The following is a 17,590-nucleotide window of genomic DNA, read 5'->3' as shown; positions in this document are numbered from 1 at the left end:
CACGGTCAGAACGGGCAGCTGTTGTCGGCCATGTAGTCGTGCACGGTGATCTCGCCGGACACGATCTTCGCCCGCGCCGCCTCGACCGCGGCCTTGACCTCGGGGCTCACCAGCGCCGCGTTGTGCTCGTCGAGCGCCCAGTCGACGCCGTCCTCGGCCAGCCCGAGGATGCGCACCTCGGCGGTCAGCGCGCCGGCCATGGCATCGGTCAGCGTGTCATAGGCGGCGACGTCCACGCGCTTGACCATCGAGGTCAGCACCGAGCCCGGCGCCACGCCGTTCTGGTTGCTGTCGACCCCGATCGCGAGCTTGCCGGCATCCGCCGCGGCGCGGATCACGCCGATCCCGGTGCCGCCGGCGGCGTGGTAGATCACGTCGGCCCCGCGGTCGATCTGGCTCTGCGCCAGCTCGGCGCCCTTGGTCGGGTCGTTCCAGGCGGCCGGCGTGGTGCCGGTCATGTTCTGGATCACCGCCGCGCCCTCGCGCGATTCGATCACCCCCTGCACATAGCCGCAGGCGAACTTGCGGATCAGCGGGATGTCCATGCCGCCGACGAAGCCGACCGTGCCGGTCTCCGAGGTCAGCGCCGCGGCGACGCCCACGAGATAGCTGCCCTCGTGCTCCTTGAAGGCGTATTGCCGGAGATTGGGTCGGTCGAGCCAGCTCACGTCGATTATCGCGAAGCCGACATCCGGGTTGTCGGCGGCCACCGCGTCGATCGCGTCGGCCTGCGCGAAGCCGACGCCGAGCACCACGGTGGCGCCGCGCCGGACCATGCGGCGCATCGCCTGCTCGCGCTGGGTCTCGTTGGTGACCTCGAACTCCATCACCTCGACGCCGGTCTCGTCCATGAAGCGCTTGACGCCGTTCCAGACGCCCTCGTTGAACGACTTGTCGAACTTGCCGCCCATGTCGAACACCACGGCGGGCTTGAACTCCGCGGCGACGGCGGAGGTGGCGAGGAGGGCGGCGGCGGCGAGGCCGGCGAGAAGCTGGATGCGCATGGTTGTGATCCCTGTTTTTATCTGTCGGGGTGCAGCGTTCCGGCGCACCCGTTCCGAGCAAAGGCAATCTGGCCCCGGTGGGCAAGGGAAAATGCATCCCGGCGTGCAGCTTTGTCCCGCACCGGCGGCCCGGCCCGCCGGGATCGCCCCGCCCCGCCCGCATGGCCCGGCCCGCAGAGCCCCGCCCCGGCCCCCGCGCAGAGGCTCGCGCCGGGCCGCAGGACCGCCCGCCCGCACGCCCGCAGAGCCCCGCCCCGGCCCGCCCCGAACCGCCGCGCGAAGGCCCGCAACGGGCCGCCGGGGGAAGGCATGTGCGGAACCTCTGCGCTGCGAACCGCCGCGGGAGGGTTTGCGCCAAACCTCTGCTGCTCCGGACTGCCACTTGGGGGCGCGCACCGAACCTCTGCTGCTCCGGACTGCCACTTGGGGGCGCGCACCGAACCTCTGCTGCTTCGAACTGCCGCTGGGAGGTTCGTGCCGAACTTCCACCGCCCCGGACTGCCGGGGGAAGTTCGCGCCGAACTTCCACCGACCCGGACTGCCGTAAGGAGGTTCGCGCCGAACTTCTGCCGCTCCGGATTGCTGCGGGAAGGTTCCTGCCGAACCTCTGCCGCTCCGGACCTCCGCGGGAAGGTTCGCGCCGAACCTCCGTCGTTCCGGACTGCCGCTGGGAGGTTCGTGCCGAACTTCTGCCGTTCCGGACTGCCGGGGGAAGGTTCGCGCCGAACCTCTGCCGCTCCCAACCTTCGCGGGAAGGTTCGCGCCGAACTTCTGCCGTTCCGGACCGCCGAGGGGAGATTCGCGCCGAACCTCTGCCGTTCCGGAGGGCCGGGGAAGGTTTGGCCGGGCCTCTGCCGCTCAGAGCTGCCGGGGGATGGTTCGGGCGGAAACGCTGCCGCTCCGGGGCGGTGCGGGGCGGGTCGGGCGGGGCGGTTGTCGCGGCCTCCCACGGGGCGCGGGCGCGGTGTCGGGCGCCGACCAACTGGCCGCCGCCGCAGGCCCTCGCCGGCGCGGGGCCGGGGCGGCGGGCCGTGCGGCTCAGCCCTTGAGGCCGATCTCGCGCAGGCGCTCGGTGAGGAAGTCCTCCGCCGTGGTGCCGGGCTTCAGCACCACCTCGGGGCGCGGGTGCAGGAACATCGGCATCGAGAAGCGGGCCGAGCGGTCGCCCTCTGCCGGGTTCACCACCCGGTGCACCGTGGCGGGGTAGTGGCCCCCGGTCGCCATCTCCAGCATGTCGCCGGCATTGATCGCCATCATGCCGGGATCGCAGGGCACCCGGTGCCAGGTGCCGGCGGTGTCGCGCGCCTCGAGCCCCGGCGCCGAGCCGGCCAGCAGGCAGGTCAGCAGGTTGATGTCGCCATGCGCCGCGGCGCGCACCGCGCCGGGCTCGGGCGGCGTCTTGACCGCCGGATAGTGCAGGATGCGCAGCAGGTTCTGCCCGCTGCCGGCGAGCATGTCGGTGAGCGGCTCGGAGAGCCGCGCGGTCACCTCGGCCGGGCTCTCGTCCTGCAGCCAGCCGAGCAGGGTCGCCCCCACCGCGACCAGATCGGCATGCAGCGCCCGGGTCCCGGCCTCGAGCGCCGGCGGCACCGGGCCGTCGGCATAGACGTGGTAGAACTCCTTGAGATCCTTGACCGCGCTGTCCTTCGCGTTCTCCGAGCGGAACGGGAAGAAGCCGGCCGCGCCGCCGGGCGCGCGGGTGAAGGCGTGCTTCTCCTCCGAGGCGAAGAACCTGCCCCAGGCGTCATAGGTGGCCTGGATGCGCTCCGGCGCGATCGGGTGGTCGGTGAGCACGGCGAAGCCGGTCTCGTGCAGCGAGCGGGCGAACTTCGCCGGCGCGCCCGGGTCGCGGTAGGAGACGGTGGCGATGTCGAACATGGGGCTCTCTCCGGTGAGGGGGCGTGCCGGGCTCAGGGCAGCCGCCCGGCATGCAGGATCTCGAGGAAGCGGGCGCGCACCGCCGGTGCATCGACCCCGAGGCAGAGGGTGAGGGGGCGCGCCGCCGCCTCCGGCGCCTCGCGGGTGCGCCCGGCCTCCGGGCCGCGGACCGTCACCTCGACCGGCGCGACGGCGGTGCGGAAGAGCTCGGGCCGCAGCGCCGCGATCACCGCGGTCGGGTCGTGCAGGTGGCAGCCGTCGAGCCCCTCGCTGGCCTTGTGGAAGGCGAAGTAGAACTCCGCCGCCTCCGCCAGCAGCGCCCCGCATCGCGGCGAGCGCGCCACCATCGGCGCCAGGTCGGCGGCGGTGAGGATCACCCGCTCGGTGACGTCGAGCCCGACCAGCGTCACCGCCCAGGGCGCGGCGAAGACCGCCGCGGCGGCATGCGGGTCCTGGTGGATGTTGGCCTCGGCGAAGGGGGTCACGTTGCCCTTCTGGCGCAGCGCCCCGCCCATCACGATCACGCCCCGGGCCTGGCGCGCGATGGCCGGATGCACGTCGAGCGCCGCGGCGAGGTTGGTCAGCGGGCCGACCGCGACGATGGTGACCTCGCCCGGCCGCGCCGCGCAGGTCTCGGCGAGGAAGCGCGCGGCCGGGCGCGGGTCGGGCAGACGGCCCGGCGGCAGCGGCGGCAGCACCGCGGTGCCGAGGCCGTCGGCGCCGTGCACATCGGTCGCGAAGGGGCGCGGCGGCTGGAGGCGCGGGCGCGCCGCGCCGGCGGCCACCGGCAGCGCCGGCGCCCCGGCGAGCAGCGCCAGCTGCAGCGCGTTGCGCGTCGCCACCGGCTCGGGGACATTGCCGAACACCGTGGTCAGGCCGAGCAGCTCGATCTCCGGATCGGCCAGCGCGTAGAGGATCGCCATGGCGTCGTCGACGCCGGGATCGGTGTCGATGACGATGGCGGCGGGGGTCTCGGTCATGCGTCTCGGCTCATGCTGGGTCTCCGGCAGGGCTCAGCCGCGGCCTGCGGCGAGGAAGGCATCGGTTTCGGCGGCGGTGGGGATCGCGGCGGCGGCCCCCGGCCGGGTCACCGAGAGCGCGGCGGCGGCGGCGGCCCGGGCCAGCGCCGCGCCGTCGTCCAGCCCGCGGTCGCGCCCGGCGAGGAAATAGCCGAGGAAGCAGTCCCCCGCGCCGGTGGTGTCGACCGGCTCGACCGGCAGCGCCGGCACCGAGAGCGTTCCCGCCGGGCCGCGCAGCTCCGCCCCCTCGCGGCCGCGGGTGACCAGCAGCTCCGCCGCCGGCAGCGCCGCCGGATCGGTGCCGAGATGCGCCGCCAGCGCCGCCGCCTCCACCGCGTTGAGCGCGAGCAAATCGGTGTGCGGCAGCGCCTCGGCCGCCGCCGCCGGGTCGAAGGGCGCCGCGGCATAGGCCGTGCGCAGGCCGGCCGCGCGCGCCGCGGCGAGGCTCTCGGCGACCCGGCTGGTCTCGTTCTGCGCCAGCCACCAGTCGCCGGGCCGGGCCGCGGCGATCCCGCCGGCCACCATCGCGCCGGTGATCGCCCGGTTGGCGCCGCCATGGATGACGATGCGGTTCTCGCCGGAAGGCTCGACGAGGATGATCGCGTGCCCGGTCGCCGCCGCGACCGTGGCGAGGCCGGAGACATCCACCCCGCCGGCCGCCAGCGCCTCGCGGCACCAGCCGCCCTCGGCCCCCACCGCGCCGACCAGGCGCACCGCCGCGCCCGCCGCCGCCGCCGCCAGCGCCTGGTTGCAGCCCTTGCCGCCGAGCCCGCGGACATAGCCGCCATCGGCCAGCGTCTCGCCCGGCCCCGGCGCATGCGGCACGCGGTAGCTGTGGTCGATGTTCACCGAGCCGAGGACATGGATCGCCATGCCCCGAGCCTAGCCGTCGCCGGGCGAGGCCGCCAGCATGTTCGCCGCCTCGCCGACCGCCGCCATGAAGGCCGAGAGCCGCTCCGGGTCGAGCGCCTTCGCCGCGCCGCGGCGCAGGCCCGAGCAGATGTCGAGCCCGAACGGCCGCACCTCGAGGATCGCCCGCTGCGCGTTCTCCGGGCCGAGCCCGCCGGCGAGGAAGACCGGCTTCGGGCTCTGCAGCACGAAGGCCCGGCTGACCTGCCAGTCATGCACCCGCCCGGTGCCGCCGAGCGCGCCCTCCGAGGGCCGGCCCGAATCGAGCAGGAAGGCGGCGACATGGGGCGCATAGGCCGGGATCAGCCGCAGCGCCTCCGGCCCCTCGACATGGATCACCTGGATCGCGTGCAGCCCGGTGGCGGCCAGCCGCGCCGCCTCGGCGGGGGCGATGTGGCGCACCACCTGCACGGTGTCGACCCCGGCCGCGCGCGCCTCCCCGGCGATCGCCGCGGCGGTCTCGGCAGCGGTCAGCAGCACCGGCCGCGCCCAGGGCGGCGCGGTGCGGGCGATGCGCCCGGCCTCGGCGAGGCTCAGCGTGCCCGGCCCGCTCGGCATCGGCCCGACGAGGCCCAGCAGATCGGCCCCGGCGCCGGCGGCCAGATGCGCCTCCTCCGGCGAGGCGATGCAGCAGATCTTGACGCGGATGCGGCGCATGGCGGGTCTCCCGGCGCCCGCGGGGCAGGGCGGGCCTCGCCCCTTCCTCCGCCGCCCGCGCCGGCCGGTCAAGCCCTGCCGCGACCGCCCCGCGCCGGCGGCGGACGCGCGCAGCGCGGCCGGAGGCGGCGGGGGCGGCGGCGGGCCCGCTCGCGCGAGCGGCCGGGCGCACCGCGCCCGCCCGTGAGGGGGAAACCGCCGCCCCGGTCGCCCGCCCCGCAGCACCGGAGGCCCGAGCGAACGGACGCCCGGCCTTTCGAAACGCCCGGACGCCGCAACCTGCCCGCAAGGGGAAGACTGCCGCACCGGTCGCCGGCCGCAACACCGGGGGCTCGGACGAAGGGGCCGTCCGGGCGGTCGGAACGCCCGGACGCCGCAGCCCGGCCACAAGGGGAAGACCGCCGCCCGGGTCGCCGGCCGCAACATCGGGGATCCGGACGAAGGGACCGTCCGGCCGGTCGGAATGCCCGGACACCGCTGCCCGGCCATGAGGGGAAAACCGCCACCCCGGTCGCCCACCCCCCAACACCGGGGCCCGGACGAAGGGATCGTCCGGTCGGTCGGAACGCCCGGACACCGCTGCCTGGCAGCGAGGGAAAGACCGCCGCGCCAGTTGCCGGCCGCAACACCGGGGGCCCTGACGACGGGATCCTCCGGTCGGTCGGAACGCCTGGACACCGCTGCCCGGCAGCGAGGGAAAGACCGCTGCTGCGGTCGCCGGCCCGCAACGCGAGGGCACTGACGGCGGGACCCTCCGGCCGCTCGGAACGCCCGAACGGCGCAGCCTAGCCATGAGGGGAAGATCGCTGCTCAAGTCACCCGCCCCGCAATGCAGGAGGGAACTGGCAGTGGTCTGGCAGGCCGGACCATCCGGGCGCCGTCATCCGGCCGTGCGGGAGACGCGGCGCCGCCAACTGGCGTCGCGGGAAGCGGCGCCGGCACCAGCGATGGCGGTATGCGGAACCGGCATCAGCCATGACGCGAGGCGACGCTGGCATCAGCCAGGGGGAGGGGTGTTGCTGCCATCAGCGATGAAGGTGACGCGGTGCCCGGCACCAACCCTGAGGCGAAGCGGCGCTGGTATCCGGCCATTGGGAGGAGCCGCAGCGGCACCAGCCATGAGGGAGAGGCGGTGCTGGTATCAGTCATGAAGGAGAAGCGGCGGCTGCATGGGCTACGGGGGATGCGACGCTGGCATCCGGACATGAGGGTGACGCGGCTCCGGCATCAGGCATGAGGGAGCGGCGGCGGCGATCTTGGCCAGTGGGTAGAGGCGCGGGCGTTGGACATGAGGGCGGCTCGGCGCCGGCATCAGGCATGGGGGAGAGGTGGCGGCGATCTTGGCCAGGGGGGTAGAGGCGCTGGCATCGGCCAGGGGGGAAGCGGCGCTGACATCAGCCTGGAAGGAAGCGGTGCTGGCATCAGCCAGGAGGGGGATGCTGCGCCGGGCCTGGCTCGGGGAGGAGGGGTGCTGGCGCCCGGCTCGGCGAGGGCGCGGCGTTGGCTTTCGCCGTGTGGGGGCGGCGGTGCGGGGCCTGGGCTCTTCGAGTCGCCGGGGGCTGTCCGCGCCCGGCCGGGGCGGCCGGGCCGGGTCAGTCCGGCGCCGGTTCGCGGATCGCCTCGAGCAGCGCCTCGATGGCGCGGAGCTCGGCCTCGGCCTCCTCGGCGGCGCGGGCATTGATCAGCTTGCGGGCGCGGTCGAGGCTCTGCACCACCCGGTCGCGGTGCTCGGGCGCGGCGGCCAGCGCCGCCTTTGCCTCGCGCGCCAGGTCGCGCAGCCGCAGCCGCAGCTTCGAGAGCCGGCGGCCGGCCTCGGGCGGCGCCGGCTCGCGGCCGGCGGGGCCGGGCGCCGGCCGGGGGGCCGAGCGGGACCCGGACTTGGCCGCGGGCCTGCCGCGCTGCCGGGTGCCGCCGACCCGCGCCTCGAGCGCCAGGATCGCCCGCTCCGCCTGGCCGAGCGCGCCCTGGTCGATCCGCCGCCGGGCGAGGCTGGCCACCTCGTCGAAGGTGCGGCTGCGCCCGCGCGGCAGATGCGCCACCAGCGCGCTGACCCGCGTCAGCCGGCGGCGCAGCCCGGCCGCCGCGGTCGAGCCATGGCTGGTGGCCCGCGCCGCGGTCGCCGGCGCGCCCTGCGCGGGCTTCGGCGCCGGGCCCGGCCCCAGCCTGGCGCCCGGATCGGGGCCGGGCCCGGGATCGGTCCCGTCGTCGTCGGGGTCCTCCTCCGAGAGGTCGATCTCCTCCAGCGCCTCGTCGCTGTCCTCGTCGGCGCGCTCGATCTCCTGGCCGTTCTCGTAGACCTTGACCCGGGTGAACTGGCTCACCCCGAGCCGCTTCAGCATCACCTTCACCCGGCGCGCCAGCGAGGGGATCTTGCGCCCCTCGACATAGAGCACCAGCGTGCGCTTGGAGACGTCCTCGCCGGCCACCTCCTCGGCGAGCTGCTGCGCGCCGGCCACGCCGAAGGTCCATTTCTTCACCTTGAGCCCGCGCCGCAGCCGCCCGCCGAGGCTGCGCCCACCCTTCTTGCGGTGGAAGGCAAAGCGCATGTCGACCGGCTCGTTCGAGGTCAGCGCCAGGGCGAAGTTGAAATTGCCCCGCTTCAGCTTGGTGGCCAGCCCGGAGATATAGGCGGCATGGGCGCGCGGATCGCCGAGCGGGTCGTCGCCGCCGCCCTCCTCCTCGAGCCACTCGGCCTCCGCCGCATCGGCCGAGGCGCGCGCCGCATCGAGCTCGCGCGCCAGCGGCCGCCCCATCACGGTGGCGGTGTTCTTCAGGTCCTTGAGCCGGGCGCGGTCGGCGGTCTTCTTCTCCGCCTTCTCCAGCGCCTTCGCGGCGGCGGCGACATCCTTGCCGGCATCCTCGAGATCGTCGAGCGCCGCCTCGAAGACGGTCAGCGCCTTGCGGGTGGGCTTGCGCAGCGCCGCGTTGGCCTTGGCATAGGCGGCGATCGCCGCGGCGAAGGCGTCGCCGGCGGCGCCGAGACCCTCGGGCGCCTCCTTCTTCCACCAGGCGCGGCTGAGCTGGAGCGAGCTTGCGCTGTTCACGGTGAGGCCCTCCGCCGGCAGGCGCCGCGGCCCGGCGCTCGCAGGCCCAGCTTCGCAGCCCCCGGCGCGGTGTCAAGCGCCGGGGGCCGGGAGCGGCCCCGCCTCAGACGATCGAGAGCAGGTAGTCGACGCCGCTCTCGTCGCCGGAGAAGCTCTTGGCGACGAGGAAATAGGTGTCGGTCTCCGGCGCGGTGAACTCGAGGAAGCTGTCGAGCCCGTTGAAATCGTCGTTGTTGTCGAGCACCACGCCAAAGGCGTCGCGCACCTGCAGGAACGGGTCGTCCATGGTGCCGGCGCCGCTGTCGGCGCCGCTGAGCGCGATGCCGTAGGTGCTCCCTCCCACCAGGTTCACCGCGAACCAGTCCTCGTCGCCCTCGAAATCGATCTCGCCGCGGACCGAGCCGCCGACCGCGACGCTGCCCTCCTCGAAGACGATGCTGAGCGCATAGCTGCCGGTGGCGTCGTCGAAGCCCGAGGCGCTGGCGAAGTAGAACCCGTCGGCCGGCGGCGTGAAGGTCAGCGAGGAATCGGTGCTGCCGCCGAAATCGTCGTTGCCGGTGACGAAGTTGCCGCCGGCGTCGTAGAGCTCGAGCACCGGGTCGCCCAGCGTGCCGGCGCCGCCATCGGCGCCGCGCAGGTCGATGCGGTAGGGCACGCCGCCGAAGAGCTGGACCTCGGCCCAGTCCTCGTCGCCGGCGAAGTCGATGCTGTCGGCCAGCGGCAGCCCGCGCGCGATGAAGGCGGTGGTGCCGGTATCCGCCGGGATCGTGTCGGTGCCGCCGCCGCCCCCGCCGCCGCCCCCGCCGCCGCCATCGCCGGTGACGATGGAGAGCTCGTAGGTGCCGGCGAAATCGTCGGCATAGGCGCCGGCCTCGAGGAAATAGGTCCCCGCCACGGGCACGGTGAAGGTGAGCGAGGATTCGAGCGCGCCGCCGCCGTCGTCGTCGAAGGCGATCAGCGTGCCGCCGGAGCCGAAGAGCGCGATCAGCGGATCGGCCAGCGTGCCGGAACCGGAGCCCTGGCCGAGCAGCCGCGCGGTGTAGACGGTGCCGGCCGCGAGCTGCACCGCATACCAGTCGCGGTCGCCGGCCTCCTCGAGCTCGCCGCCGAGCGCCGAGTTGACCGCGATGTTGCCCGTGGTGGTGACATCGGCGGAGGGGTCGCCGCTCTGGATCCCGGTGAGCGAGACCGCGTAGCTGCCGGTGTAGTAGTCGCCATAGGCGGCGACGCCGACGAAATAGGTGCCGGCCTCCGGCGCGCGGAAATCGAGCAGCGGGTCGAGCCCCGGCCCGCCGTCGTCGTCGAAGGCGACCAGGGTGCCGGCGCCGTCGAACACGCCGAGCACCGGGTCGGCCAGCCCGAGCGCCGGGTCGCTGTCGAGCCCGGCCACGGCGATCTCGTAGAGCCCGCCGCGCTCGAGCTGCACCGCGAACCAGTCCTCGTCGCCGAAGAAGTCGATCTGGCTGAGCGCCGGCACGCCGTCGAACAGCGCCGCGCCGGTGCCCGGGCCGGCGGGGATCTCGGTCTCGCCGCTCTCCTCGACGAAGACCCTGTAGGTGCCGGTGAAGGCCTCGCCGAAGGCGCCGGCATCGACGAACACGGTCTGGCTCACCGCGGGCTCGAGGATCACCGCGCTGTCGCGCAGGGTCGCGTCGTCGTTCTGCACCACCAGCGCGCCGACATCGTCGAAGATCCGCAGGAAGGGGTCCTGCAGCGTGCCGTTGCCGGTGTCGGCGCCCTCGAGGAAGATCTCGTAGCGCAGGCCCCCGACGAGATCGAGGCGGTGCCAGTCATGGTCGCCGAGGCTCTCGAGGCTGCCGAAGCTGGCGAGGCCGGGGGTCAGCACCGAGGGGGTGGCGGCGTTCGCCGGCAGGTCGTCGAAATTGCTGCCGGGGTCGATCAGCGTCGCGGTCAGGGTGTAGCTGCCGGTCTGCGCGCCGTAGGCCCGCGCCTCGACGAAGACCTCGCCGGTGCCGGCGGCGGTGAAGACCAGCTCGGATTCGAGGCCGAGCCCGCCGTCGTCGTCGGTGGCGAGCACCCGGCCCTGGGCATCGACGAGGTTGAGGAACGGGTCGGTCAGCGTGCCGAGGCCCGAGGCGACGCCCTGCAGCGAGACCGCATAGGTGCCGCCATCGACGATGTCGAAGGCGAACCAGTCGCTGTCATAGGCGAAGTCCACCGCGCTCTCGACCGGGCTGTCGAGGAACAGCACCTGGCCGGTGCTGGCATCGCCCGGGATCGCGTCGCCGGTCGGCGGCGGGACGGTGCCGGCGCCGAGCGCGAGCACCGCCTCGGCCATCGCCAGCGCATCCACCTGGTCGAAGCTCGCGCCGGTGTTGAGCACGGTGTCGCGGGCGATCTCGGAATCGACCACGGTGGCCGCGCCCGCGCGCAGCACGAACTCGACCTCGCCGGGGGTGAGCTGGCGGCCGAGATAGGTCACCGCCACGTCCTGCGCCAGCGCCACCAGGCCCGAGACCTGCGGCGCGGCCTGGCTGGTGCCGGCCGAGAGCACCGCGCCGCCGCCCGGCGCCGCGCCGAGGATCAGCGCGCCGGGGGCGAACAGGGTGTCGATGGTCGGGTCGGCCGAGCGCTGCGAGAAGAAGGCGATGTCGCCGACCTGGGCGGAGAAGCCCTTGAGCAGCGCATCCGGCGGGATCGCCTCGTCCCAGAGCGCGCCGACCGCGATCACGTTGGGATCGGCCGAGAGATCCGAGCTGCCCTGCGACTGGAACTCGCTGTAGGAGTTGCCGGCGGCGGCCACCACCGTCACCCCCATGGCGCGCAGCTGCGCCAGCTCGTCGGCATAGCCGAAGGGATGCGGGCCGGCCACCGGCACGTTGGTGACGGTGCCGAGCGACATGTTGACCACGACGATGTTCTCCGCCGCGGCGTTGTCGATCACCCATTGCAGCGCCCGCTCGATCCAGGCGCTGGCGCCGCTGCCGGAATTGTCGAGCGCCTGCAGCCCGGCGATGCCGGCGCCGGGGGCGACGCCGAGATACTGCGGGTCCTCCGAGGCGATGATCGAGGCGACATGGGAGCCGTGGCCCTCGACGTCGTCCGGCGTGAAATCGCCCTCGGTGGTGAAGTCGACGGCGCGCACGATGCGCTCCGAGACGCCGCCCACCAGCGGCCCGAAGGCCGGGTGGTCGAGGTCGATCCCGGTGTCGATCACCGCCACCGTGAAGCCGCCGCCGTCGATATCGGCGAAGCGCGGATCGGCGCGGAACGCATCGAGGTTCATCAGGCTCGCCGCCTCGATGTTGAGCGGGCCGATGGCGGGGGCCTCGAGCGCGCCGGCGATGTCCACCGGATCGGGGATGCCGACCTTCTCGTTGCCGCCCTCGAACTCGGTGTCGTCGCCGGGTTTCGCGGCATCGTCGGCATAGTCGAAGATCGTCGCGCGCTCCATCTCGCCGCGCGCCTCGGCGCCGAGATAGGCGCGCGCCAGCGGGCCGAAGGTGTCCACCGTCTCGGGCGCGGTGGCGAAGGCCTGGCCGAGATCGTCGATGTCGAAGCCGTTGTCGGCCTCGACCTGGCCGAACCAGAAGTCGAAGCCCGGCTCGTCGGCCTCGCGGCCCAGCACGTTGCCGTAGAGCGCGCGCACCGCATCGGCGGTGCTCAGCCCGCCATAGATCACGTCGAACTCGCCGGCCTCGAAGAAGAACCCGGCGAGCTGCGCATCCGACAGCCCGGGATTGTCGCGGATCACCCCGGTCCAGAAATCCAGCCCGCCGGAATCGGGCAGGCGGTTGTAATAGACCTGATAGAACCGCACCGCGCGCACCGTGTCGGCGGAGAGATCCGCGAGAATCGCCGCGATCGCGGCATCCTCGTCGGCGCGGCCGCCATAGTCGGCAAGCTCCGCATCGGTCGGCGCGCGGCGCACGATGGCCGCGAAATATTCGGTGATCTGCTGGTCGCTGAGCATCCGTCTCGTCCCCCGGTCGGCCGACCGCCTGCTGCGTGCGGTCAGGCAAGCATCTCTCCACCGGCCGCCACGCCGGTTCCGTCACGTGAGCCTAACACAGAAAATGAACGAACAATGACAGGCGCCGGCGCATTTCGCCGCGTCGGGCTTCAGTTGTCCAGTGCTACGCGAAAATGCTCGAGCTGGAAGCGCACGGCATAGGCGTCGTTCATCAGGAAGATCACCTCCTGTGGTTGCACCTCGGCGATCAGCGGGCGGATCACGCGGGCGAGGTCCGGGCCGAGCAGCGCGTTGTTGGGCACCGCGATCACCTCGCGAAAGCCCGGCGCGAGGTGCTGCGGCACATAGAGCGCGAAGGAATTGCCGAACACCACCGCGCGCCCCGTCGCCCCCGGTGCCGGGTTGCGCCAGACCCGCAGCCAGCGCCCGCGCGGGATCTCCGGCAGCAGCAGCTCGGCGAGGCGCTTCTCCTCGGCATGGGCGCGGCGCGGCGTGGCCGGGCCATAGTCCGGCTCGGCCATCGCCACCTCGAGGCTGAAGCCGATCAGCGGGGTGAGGTCGGAGCGCCTGGTCTCGGCCGCGAAGGGCACCGAGCCGGCCGGTGGGTGCCCGGGCTTCAGCGCCTCCAGCAGGTCCCAGGCGGCGAGATGCGCGGCCATCCCCTCGGTGTGGAAGTTCTCGGGCGGGTAGAAATGTGGCCGGTCGCGCATCGCCTCGAAGCGGCGGAGCGGGTAGCGCGCCACGATCCCCGCCGCGGTCAGCGCCTCGACCCAGGCGAAGAGCTCCGGCGCGGCGCGGGTGGAGAGGCAGGCGGCGCGCAGATCGGGCGCCACCGCGGCCGGCAGCCGGTCGGCATAGACCACCGGCTTGCCCGGCACCGCGAGGAACGAGACCCGCCGCCCGGGGCCGGCCAGCGCCGCGGCCAGCGCGCGGGAATTGGCGATCAGCGGCGCCAGCCAGGGGCCGCCGTCGTCCGGCCGGCCGCAGGCCCGGCGCAGGATCACATGGACGAGCCGGCCGCCGGCATCGGAGGCGGCGTTGAACAGCAGCGCGCCGTTGCGGATCACCGCATCCGAGCCGGGATCGCCGAGCCCGTGATAGCGCAGCCGCGCCAGTGCCCGGGTTGCCGGCACCGGGCCGGCCATGCGGTCCTCGAGGAAGGCCGCCGCCCCGCGCAGCGCGCCATGCGGATCGCCGGCCCAGGTCGCCGCGCCCGGCAGCGCTGCCAGCGGGCGGCCGAGGAACAGGCTGCGCGCGCCCCGGTCGTCATGCGCCAGCCCCCAGCCCAGCGGCAGGGCGAGCAGCGCCGCAACCGCGAGCCCCGCCAGGCGGACCGGCCAGCTTCGGCGCAGCATCTCCCGGCCTCAGTTGCAATAGGCCTGGTAGCAGGGCGAGCTCGGCGAGAGCTGGCTGCAGGCGGGATAGTAGGAGCACATGTAGTCCCAGCCCGTCGGGCCCTCGAAGTAGTAGTCGAACTGCACGTAATCCTCCGGATAGGGCGGCGATTTCGCCGCGCAGCAGACGGTGTTGCCGCCGTCATCGCGCTGGTCGGTATAGGGAACGCCCCGGTTCACGCACCATTTCGACGAGGGGCTCACCGTGCAGGCGGCCAGCGCCGGGCCGCCGGCAAGCAGCGTTCCGGCAAGGGCCAGCCCGAGGGCTGCGAGGATGCGCTTCTGCGTTTTCATGCTGTGTCCTTTCTCGCACGCGACTAGAACGCCAGGGTCACCCGCGCGAGGGCGGTGAACCCGCGCGGATAGACAGGGTCGAGGATCGCCGCCGCCCCGAGTGCCCGGATCGGGCGCTCGCGGAAGGCGACGTCCTGGTCGAACGCATTGGTCAGCTCGAGGCTGAACACGCCGCGCCGTTCCGGCAGACGATAGCCGATGCCGAGCGTGCCGAGAAGAAACTCGTCGGCCTCGCGGCCGGCGCCGTCGTTGTCGGTGCTGGAAAAGTCCACATAGTCGAGCCCGGTCCAGGCGAAGATGCCGGAGGGATCGAAATAACGCAGCTCGCCGCCGATCACCGTGGTCTCGTAGTCGTCCGGGTCGGCGGCGAGGTCCGAGGTCACGTCGAGATGCGTGCCGTAGAGCCGGAAGGCCAGCCGGCTGCCGAGGCGGGCATGGGCATAGAGGCCGGCCTCGACCTCCTCGGCACGGTCGCCGAAGCGCTCGGTCTGGCGCTCGCCGACCTCGCGCCAGGCGCCGTTGCCGCCGAGGGTGAGCCAGCCGGTGGCGCGCCAGTCGAGCCCGCCGAGCACCTGGCGCAGCTTGGCGCCGGCGAATTCCGGGCGATACTGCGCGAAGCCCGCCACGGTCACCGGCTCGATGCGCTGGTCGAACAGCAGATCCGGCGTCAGGCTCTCGAGATAGGCGGCGCGGAGCGACACGCCGCCGGCCAGGTCGAGCCGCAGCCCGGCCTTGGGATTGACCACGATCCGGTCGACCTCGCCGCCGCCGGGAAAGCTCAGGTGATCGACGCTCAGCCCCAGCGTCGCCTCGAGCGCGCGCAGCGGGCCGGAGAACGCCATGCGGTAGCGGCCATAGCCATAGGCGGTGAGCTGGCGGCTGTCCTCGACGAAGCGCTGGTCGATCTCGCCGAAGAAGGTCTCCTGGCGCACGTCGATCTCGCGGTCGATGCCGGTGAAGGAGAGCCCCGCGGTGGTGGTGAGATCGCCGAAGCGGCCGATATGCTGGAGCTGGAAGTCGAGCCCGCGGGAATCGATGTCGGTCTGGAAATCCAGCAGCTCGGTGCTGCCGAACAGCGGGTTCGGCAGCAGCGTGTCGCTCTCGAGATCCTGGCTGCGGAAGGTGGCGACGGCGAGCACGTCATGCCCCGGCGCCGCACGGATATGCGCGCCGATCCGCCCGCGGCTGCGCCGGTCGCGCCGGTCGAAGAACGGATCGTCCTGCGAGAGGTCGAAGGAGAGGCTGCGGTCGCCGGCATCGGTGTGGCGATAGCCGATCTCGCCGAACAGCGAGAGAAACGGGCCGACCTCCACCTTGCCCTCGAGCGAGAACAGCAGGTGGTCGACCTCGTTGTTGAAGCGGTAGCCGTCGGTCGCATAGTAGCTCTGGCCGAAGCCGACGGAGTAGCCGTCGGCGGCATGGGTCACCGAGAGGTTGTCGCCCCAGGTGCTCTGGGTGCCGCCGAAGGCCGAGAGCCGCGCCGCGCTGCCATAGCGGTCGAACAGCGGGGTGTATTCGCCGAAGCTGAGCCGCGCCGGGCCGGACTGGTCGAGCAGCGCGAGATCGGGCTCGGCCTCCGCCGCCTGCACCGGCGCCAGCGTCGGCGGGCTGAGCAGCTGGGCGCGCAGCGCCGAGGAGCCGCGGGCGAAGGTGAGCCCCGGATAGCCGGCCATCAGGTCGGCGAGCACGCGGTGCGCGGTGGCGTTGGTCGGGTCCTCCTCCACCGCGCGGGCGCCCTCGTCGAGCGCGGTCTCGGTGAAGCCGAGCTCGTCGAGCGCGCGGCCGAGGCTGGCGGCGGCCACCGCGCGATCCTCGCCGAGCCCCTCGGGGCCGCGCATCACCGCACGCGCCGGCGCCAGCGCCCGGGCCTCCTCTAGATCGCGCACCGCCTCCAGCGGCGCGTTGGCGGCATAGCGCTCGGCGGCGGAGAACAGCAGCGGCAGCGGGTCGTCCGGGTCGAGCTCGCGGGCGAGGGCGAACTGCGACGCGGCCTTCGCGCCGAGCCCCTCGGCGAAATAGGCGCGGCCGAGCCAGGTGCGCAGGTCGGCGCGGCGCGGGTCGAGGCTGGCCGCCAGCTCGAGCTCGCGCCGCCCCGCCGCCACCGCGTTCTGGCGCACCAGCGCGAGGCCGAGCCCGAGCCGGGGCAGGGGGGCGCTGTCCTCGAGCGCGATGGCCGCCTCGAAATCCGCCATCGCCGCCGCGTCGTCGTAGAGCGCGAGCGCGGCGAAGCCGGCGATGGCATGGCCGAGCGCGGTGGGCCGGAGCGCCAGCGAGGCCGCCGCCGTGTCGCGCGCCTCGGCCCGCCGGCCGAGGGTGAGCTGAAGCTCGGCCAGCCGCGCCCGGGCATAGGCGTCGGCCGGCGCGAGGCTGGCCCCGGTGCGCGCCGCGGCCAGCGCTTCCTCGACCCGCCCCGCCGCCTGCAGCGCATAGGACTGTGCGATGCGCGCCGCGCCGAGCCCGGGATCGAGCGCCACCGCCGCCTGCGACAGCGCCGCGCCCTCGGCCTCGCGCCCGCGCAGCAGCGCCACCACCGCGCGCAGCGCCAGCGCCGCCGCGCCCTGCCGCCCGCGCCGCGGCACGCCGGCCAGCAGCGCCTCGGCGCCGTCCGGGTCGTCGGCCTCGAGCCGGGCCGCGGCGCGCGCGAGCAGCGCGCTCTCGACCCCGGCGCCGAGCAGGATCGGCGGGTAGTAGATCGCCCAGTCCGAGGCCCCGGCCTGGTCGAGCAGCAGCCCGCGGAAGGCCGCCGGCACCTCGCCGACCCGCGCCGCCCGGGGCGCCACCCCCGCCGCCGCATAGCCGGCATCCCCCGCGGTCAGCAGGATCGACCGCCCGGCCCGGCCGGAGAGCGTGACATCGCCCTCGCGCACCAGCACCAGCGTGCTGGCCTCCGGCCCGTCGCCGACCGCGACCACCGCCTCGGTGCCGTCGATGCCGGCATTGGCGGTGCGGGTGCCGATGCAGAACAGCCCGCGCACCGAGCTGATGAAGCGCAGCAGCCCCGCGCCGAGCATGGCGTTGCAGCCGCCGGCATCCGCCCGCTCCGGCAGGCTGAGGCTGGAATTGCCGGTGAGCCCGAGCGTGGTGTCGCGGGTGACGAAGCGCAGCTCGACCCGGCCGCCCTCGCCGGTGCGCAGGAGATCGCCGGGGCAGAGCGCGGCGCCGCGGGCGACCGGGCGCGCGGCGCCGCCGCGGACCAGCTCCACCGGCCCGTCCACCGTCACCGCGGTGGCGCTGCGCGCGGCGCCGCCGGGGCATTGCGCGATGCCCTGGGGCTCTGCCGGCGTCGCGCCCAGCAGCAGGGGAAACAACGTGACAAGAACAAGCCGGCCGCCGGACATGCGCGGGACCCCCTCAGATCTCCCGAATCCAATGTACACCCGCGATCCTGCACAATTCTGGGGTGAATCCGCAACCGGGGATTGGGCGCCGGCGCGCGCCCGGGCGGCGGCCCCGCGCG

10 protein-coding genes are annotated in these 17,590 nt (G+C 74.0%); all 10 read right to left on the bottom strand.

What is annotated here, in order from left to right; genetic code table 11:
• Window positions 1-5: 5 nt before the first annotated feature.
• Window positions 6-1,004, bottom strand: a complete 999-nt coding sequence (locus QSJ97_RS01845; protein WP_285669792.1) for a BMP family lipoprotein — start codon at window positions 1,002-1,004, stop codon at window positions 6-8.
• 1,038 nt (window positions 1,005-2,042) lie between these two features.
• Window positions 2,043-2,882 carry an isopenicillin N synthase family dioxygenase gene (locus tag QSJ97_RS01840; RefSeq protein ID WP_285669791.1) on the bottom strand — a complete coding sequence of 280 codons (840 nt, stop codon included), beginning with the start codon at window positions 2,880-2,882 and terminating at the stop codon, window positions 2,043-2,045.
• Window positions 2,883-2,914: 32 nt separating this feature from the next.
• Window positions 2,915-3,862, bottom strand: coding sequence for a nucleoside hydrolase (locus QSJ97_RS01835; RefSeq protein ID WP_285669790.1), 948 nt, complete (start codon window positions 3,860-3,862; stop codon window positions 2,915-2,917).
• A gap of 33 nt (window positions 3,863-3,895) precedes the next feature.
• Complete coding sequence (locus tag QSJ97_RS01830) at window positions 3,896-4,774, bottom strand: PfkB family carbohydrate kinase (RefSeq protein ID WP_285669789.1); 879 nt, start codon at window positions 4,772-4,774, stop codon at window positions 3,896-3,898.
• A gap of 9 nt (window positions 4,775-4,783) precedes the next feature.
• Window positions 4,784-5,467 (bottom strand): phosphoribosylanthranilate isomerase, encoded by a 684-nt coding sequence (locus QSJ97_RS01825; protein WP_285669788.1) that lies wholly within the window; start codon window positions 5,465-5,467, stop codon window positions 4,784-4,786.
• Window positions 5,468-7,059: 1,592 nt separating this feature from the next.
• The gene (locus tag QSJ97_RS01820; protein WP_285669787.1) at window positions 7,060-8,511 is read right to left on the bottom strand and encodes a hypothetical protein; all 1,452 of its coding nucleotides are present in this window, start codon (window positions 8,509-8,511) and stop codon (window positions 7,060-7,062) included.
• A 103-nt stretch (window positions 8,512-8,614) separates the two neighbouring features.
• The gene (locus tag QSJ97_RS01815; RefSeq protein WP_285669786.1) at window positions 8,615-12,445 is read right to left on the bottom strand and encodes a S8 family serine peptidase; all 3,831 of its coding nucleotides are present in this window, start codon (window positions 12,443-12,445) and stop codon (window positions 8,615-8,617) included.
• A 149-nt stretch (window positions 12,446-12,594) separates the two neighbouring features.
• Window positions 12,595-13,800, bottom strand: coding sequence for an alginate O-acetyltransferase AlgX-related protein (locus QSJ97_RS01810; RefSeq protein ID WP_285669785.1), 1,206 nt, complete (start codon window positions 13,798-13,800; stop codon window positions 12,595-12,597).
• Between the two features lie 9 nt (window positions 13,801-13,809).
• Window positions 13,810-14,133: a hypothetical protein gene (locus QSJ97_RS01805; RefSeq protein WP_285669783.1), complete on the bottom strand. Its 324-nt coding sequence runs from the start codon at window positions 14,131-14,133 to the stop codon at window positions 13,810-13,812.
• 23 nt (window positions 14,134-14,156) lie between these two features.
• Window positions 14,157-17,471, bottom strand: coding sequence for a hypothetical protein (locus QSJ97_RS01800; RefSeq protein WP_285669782.1), 3,315 nt, complete (start codon window positions 17,469-17,471; stop codon window positions 14,157-14,159).
• Between the last annotated feature and the right edge of the window lie 119 nt (window positions 17,472-17,590).

This window comes from Paralimibaculum aggregatum (assembly GCF_030270585.1).
Lineage (GTDB): Bacteria > Pseudomonadota > Alphaproteobacteria > Rhodobacterales > Rhodobacteraceae > Thermohalobaculum > Thermohalobaculum aggregatum.
This window is presented reverse-complemented; position numbering and strand designations above follow the sequence as displayed.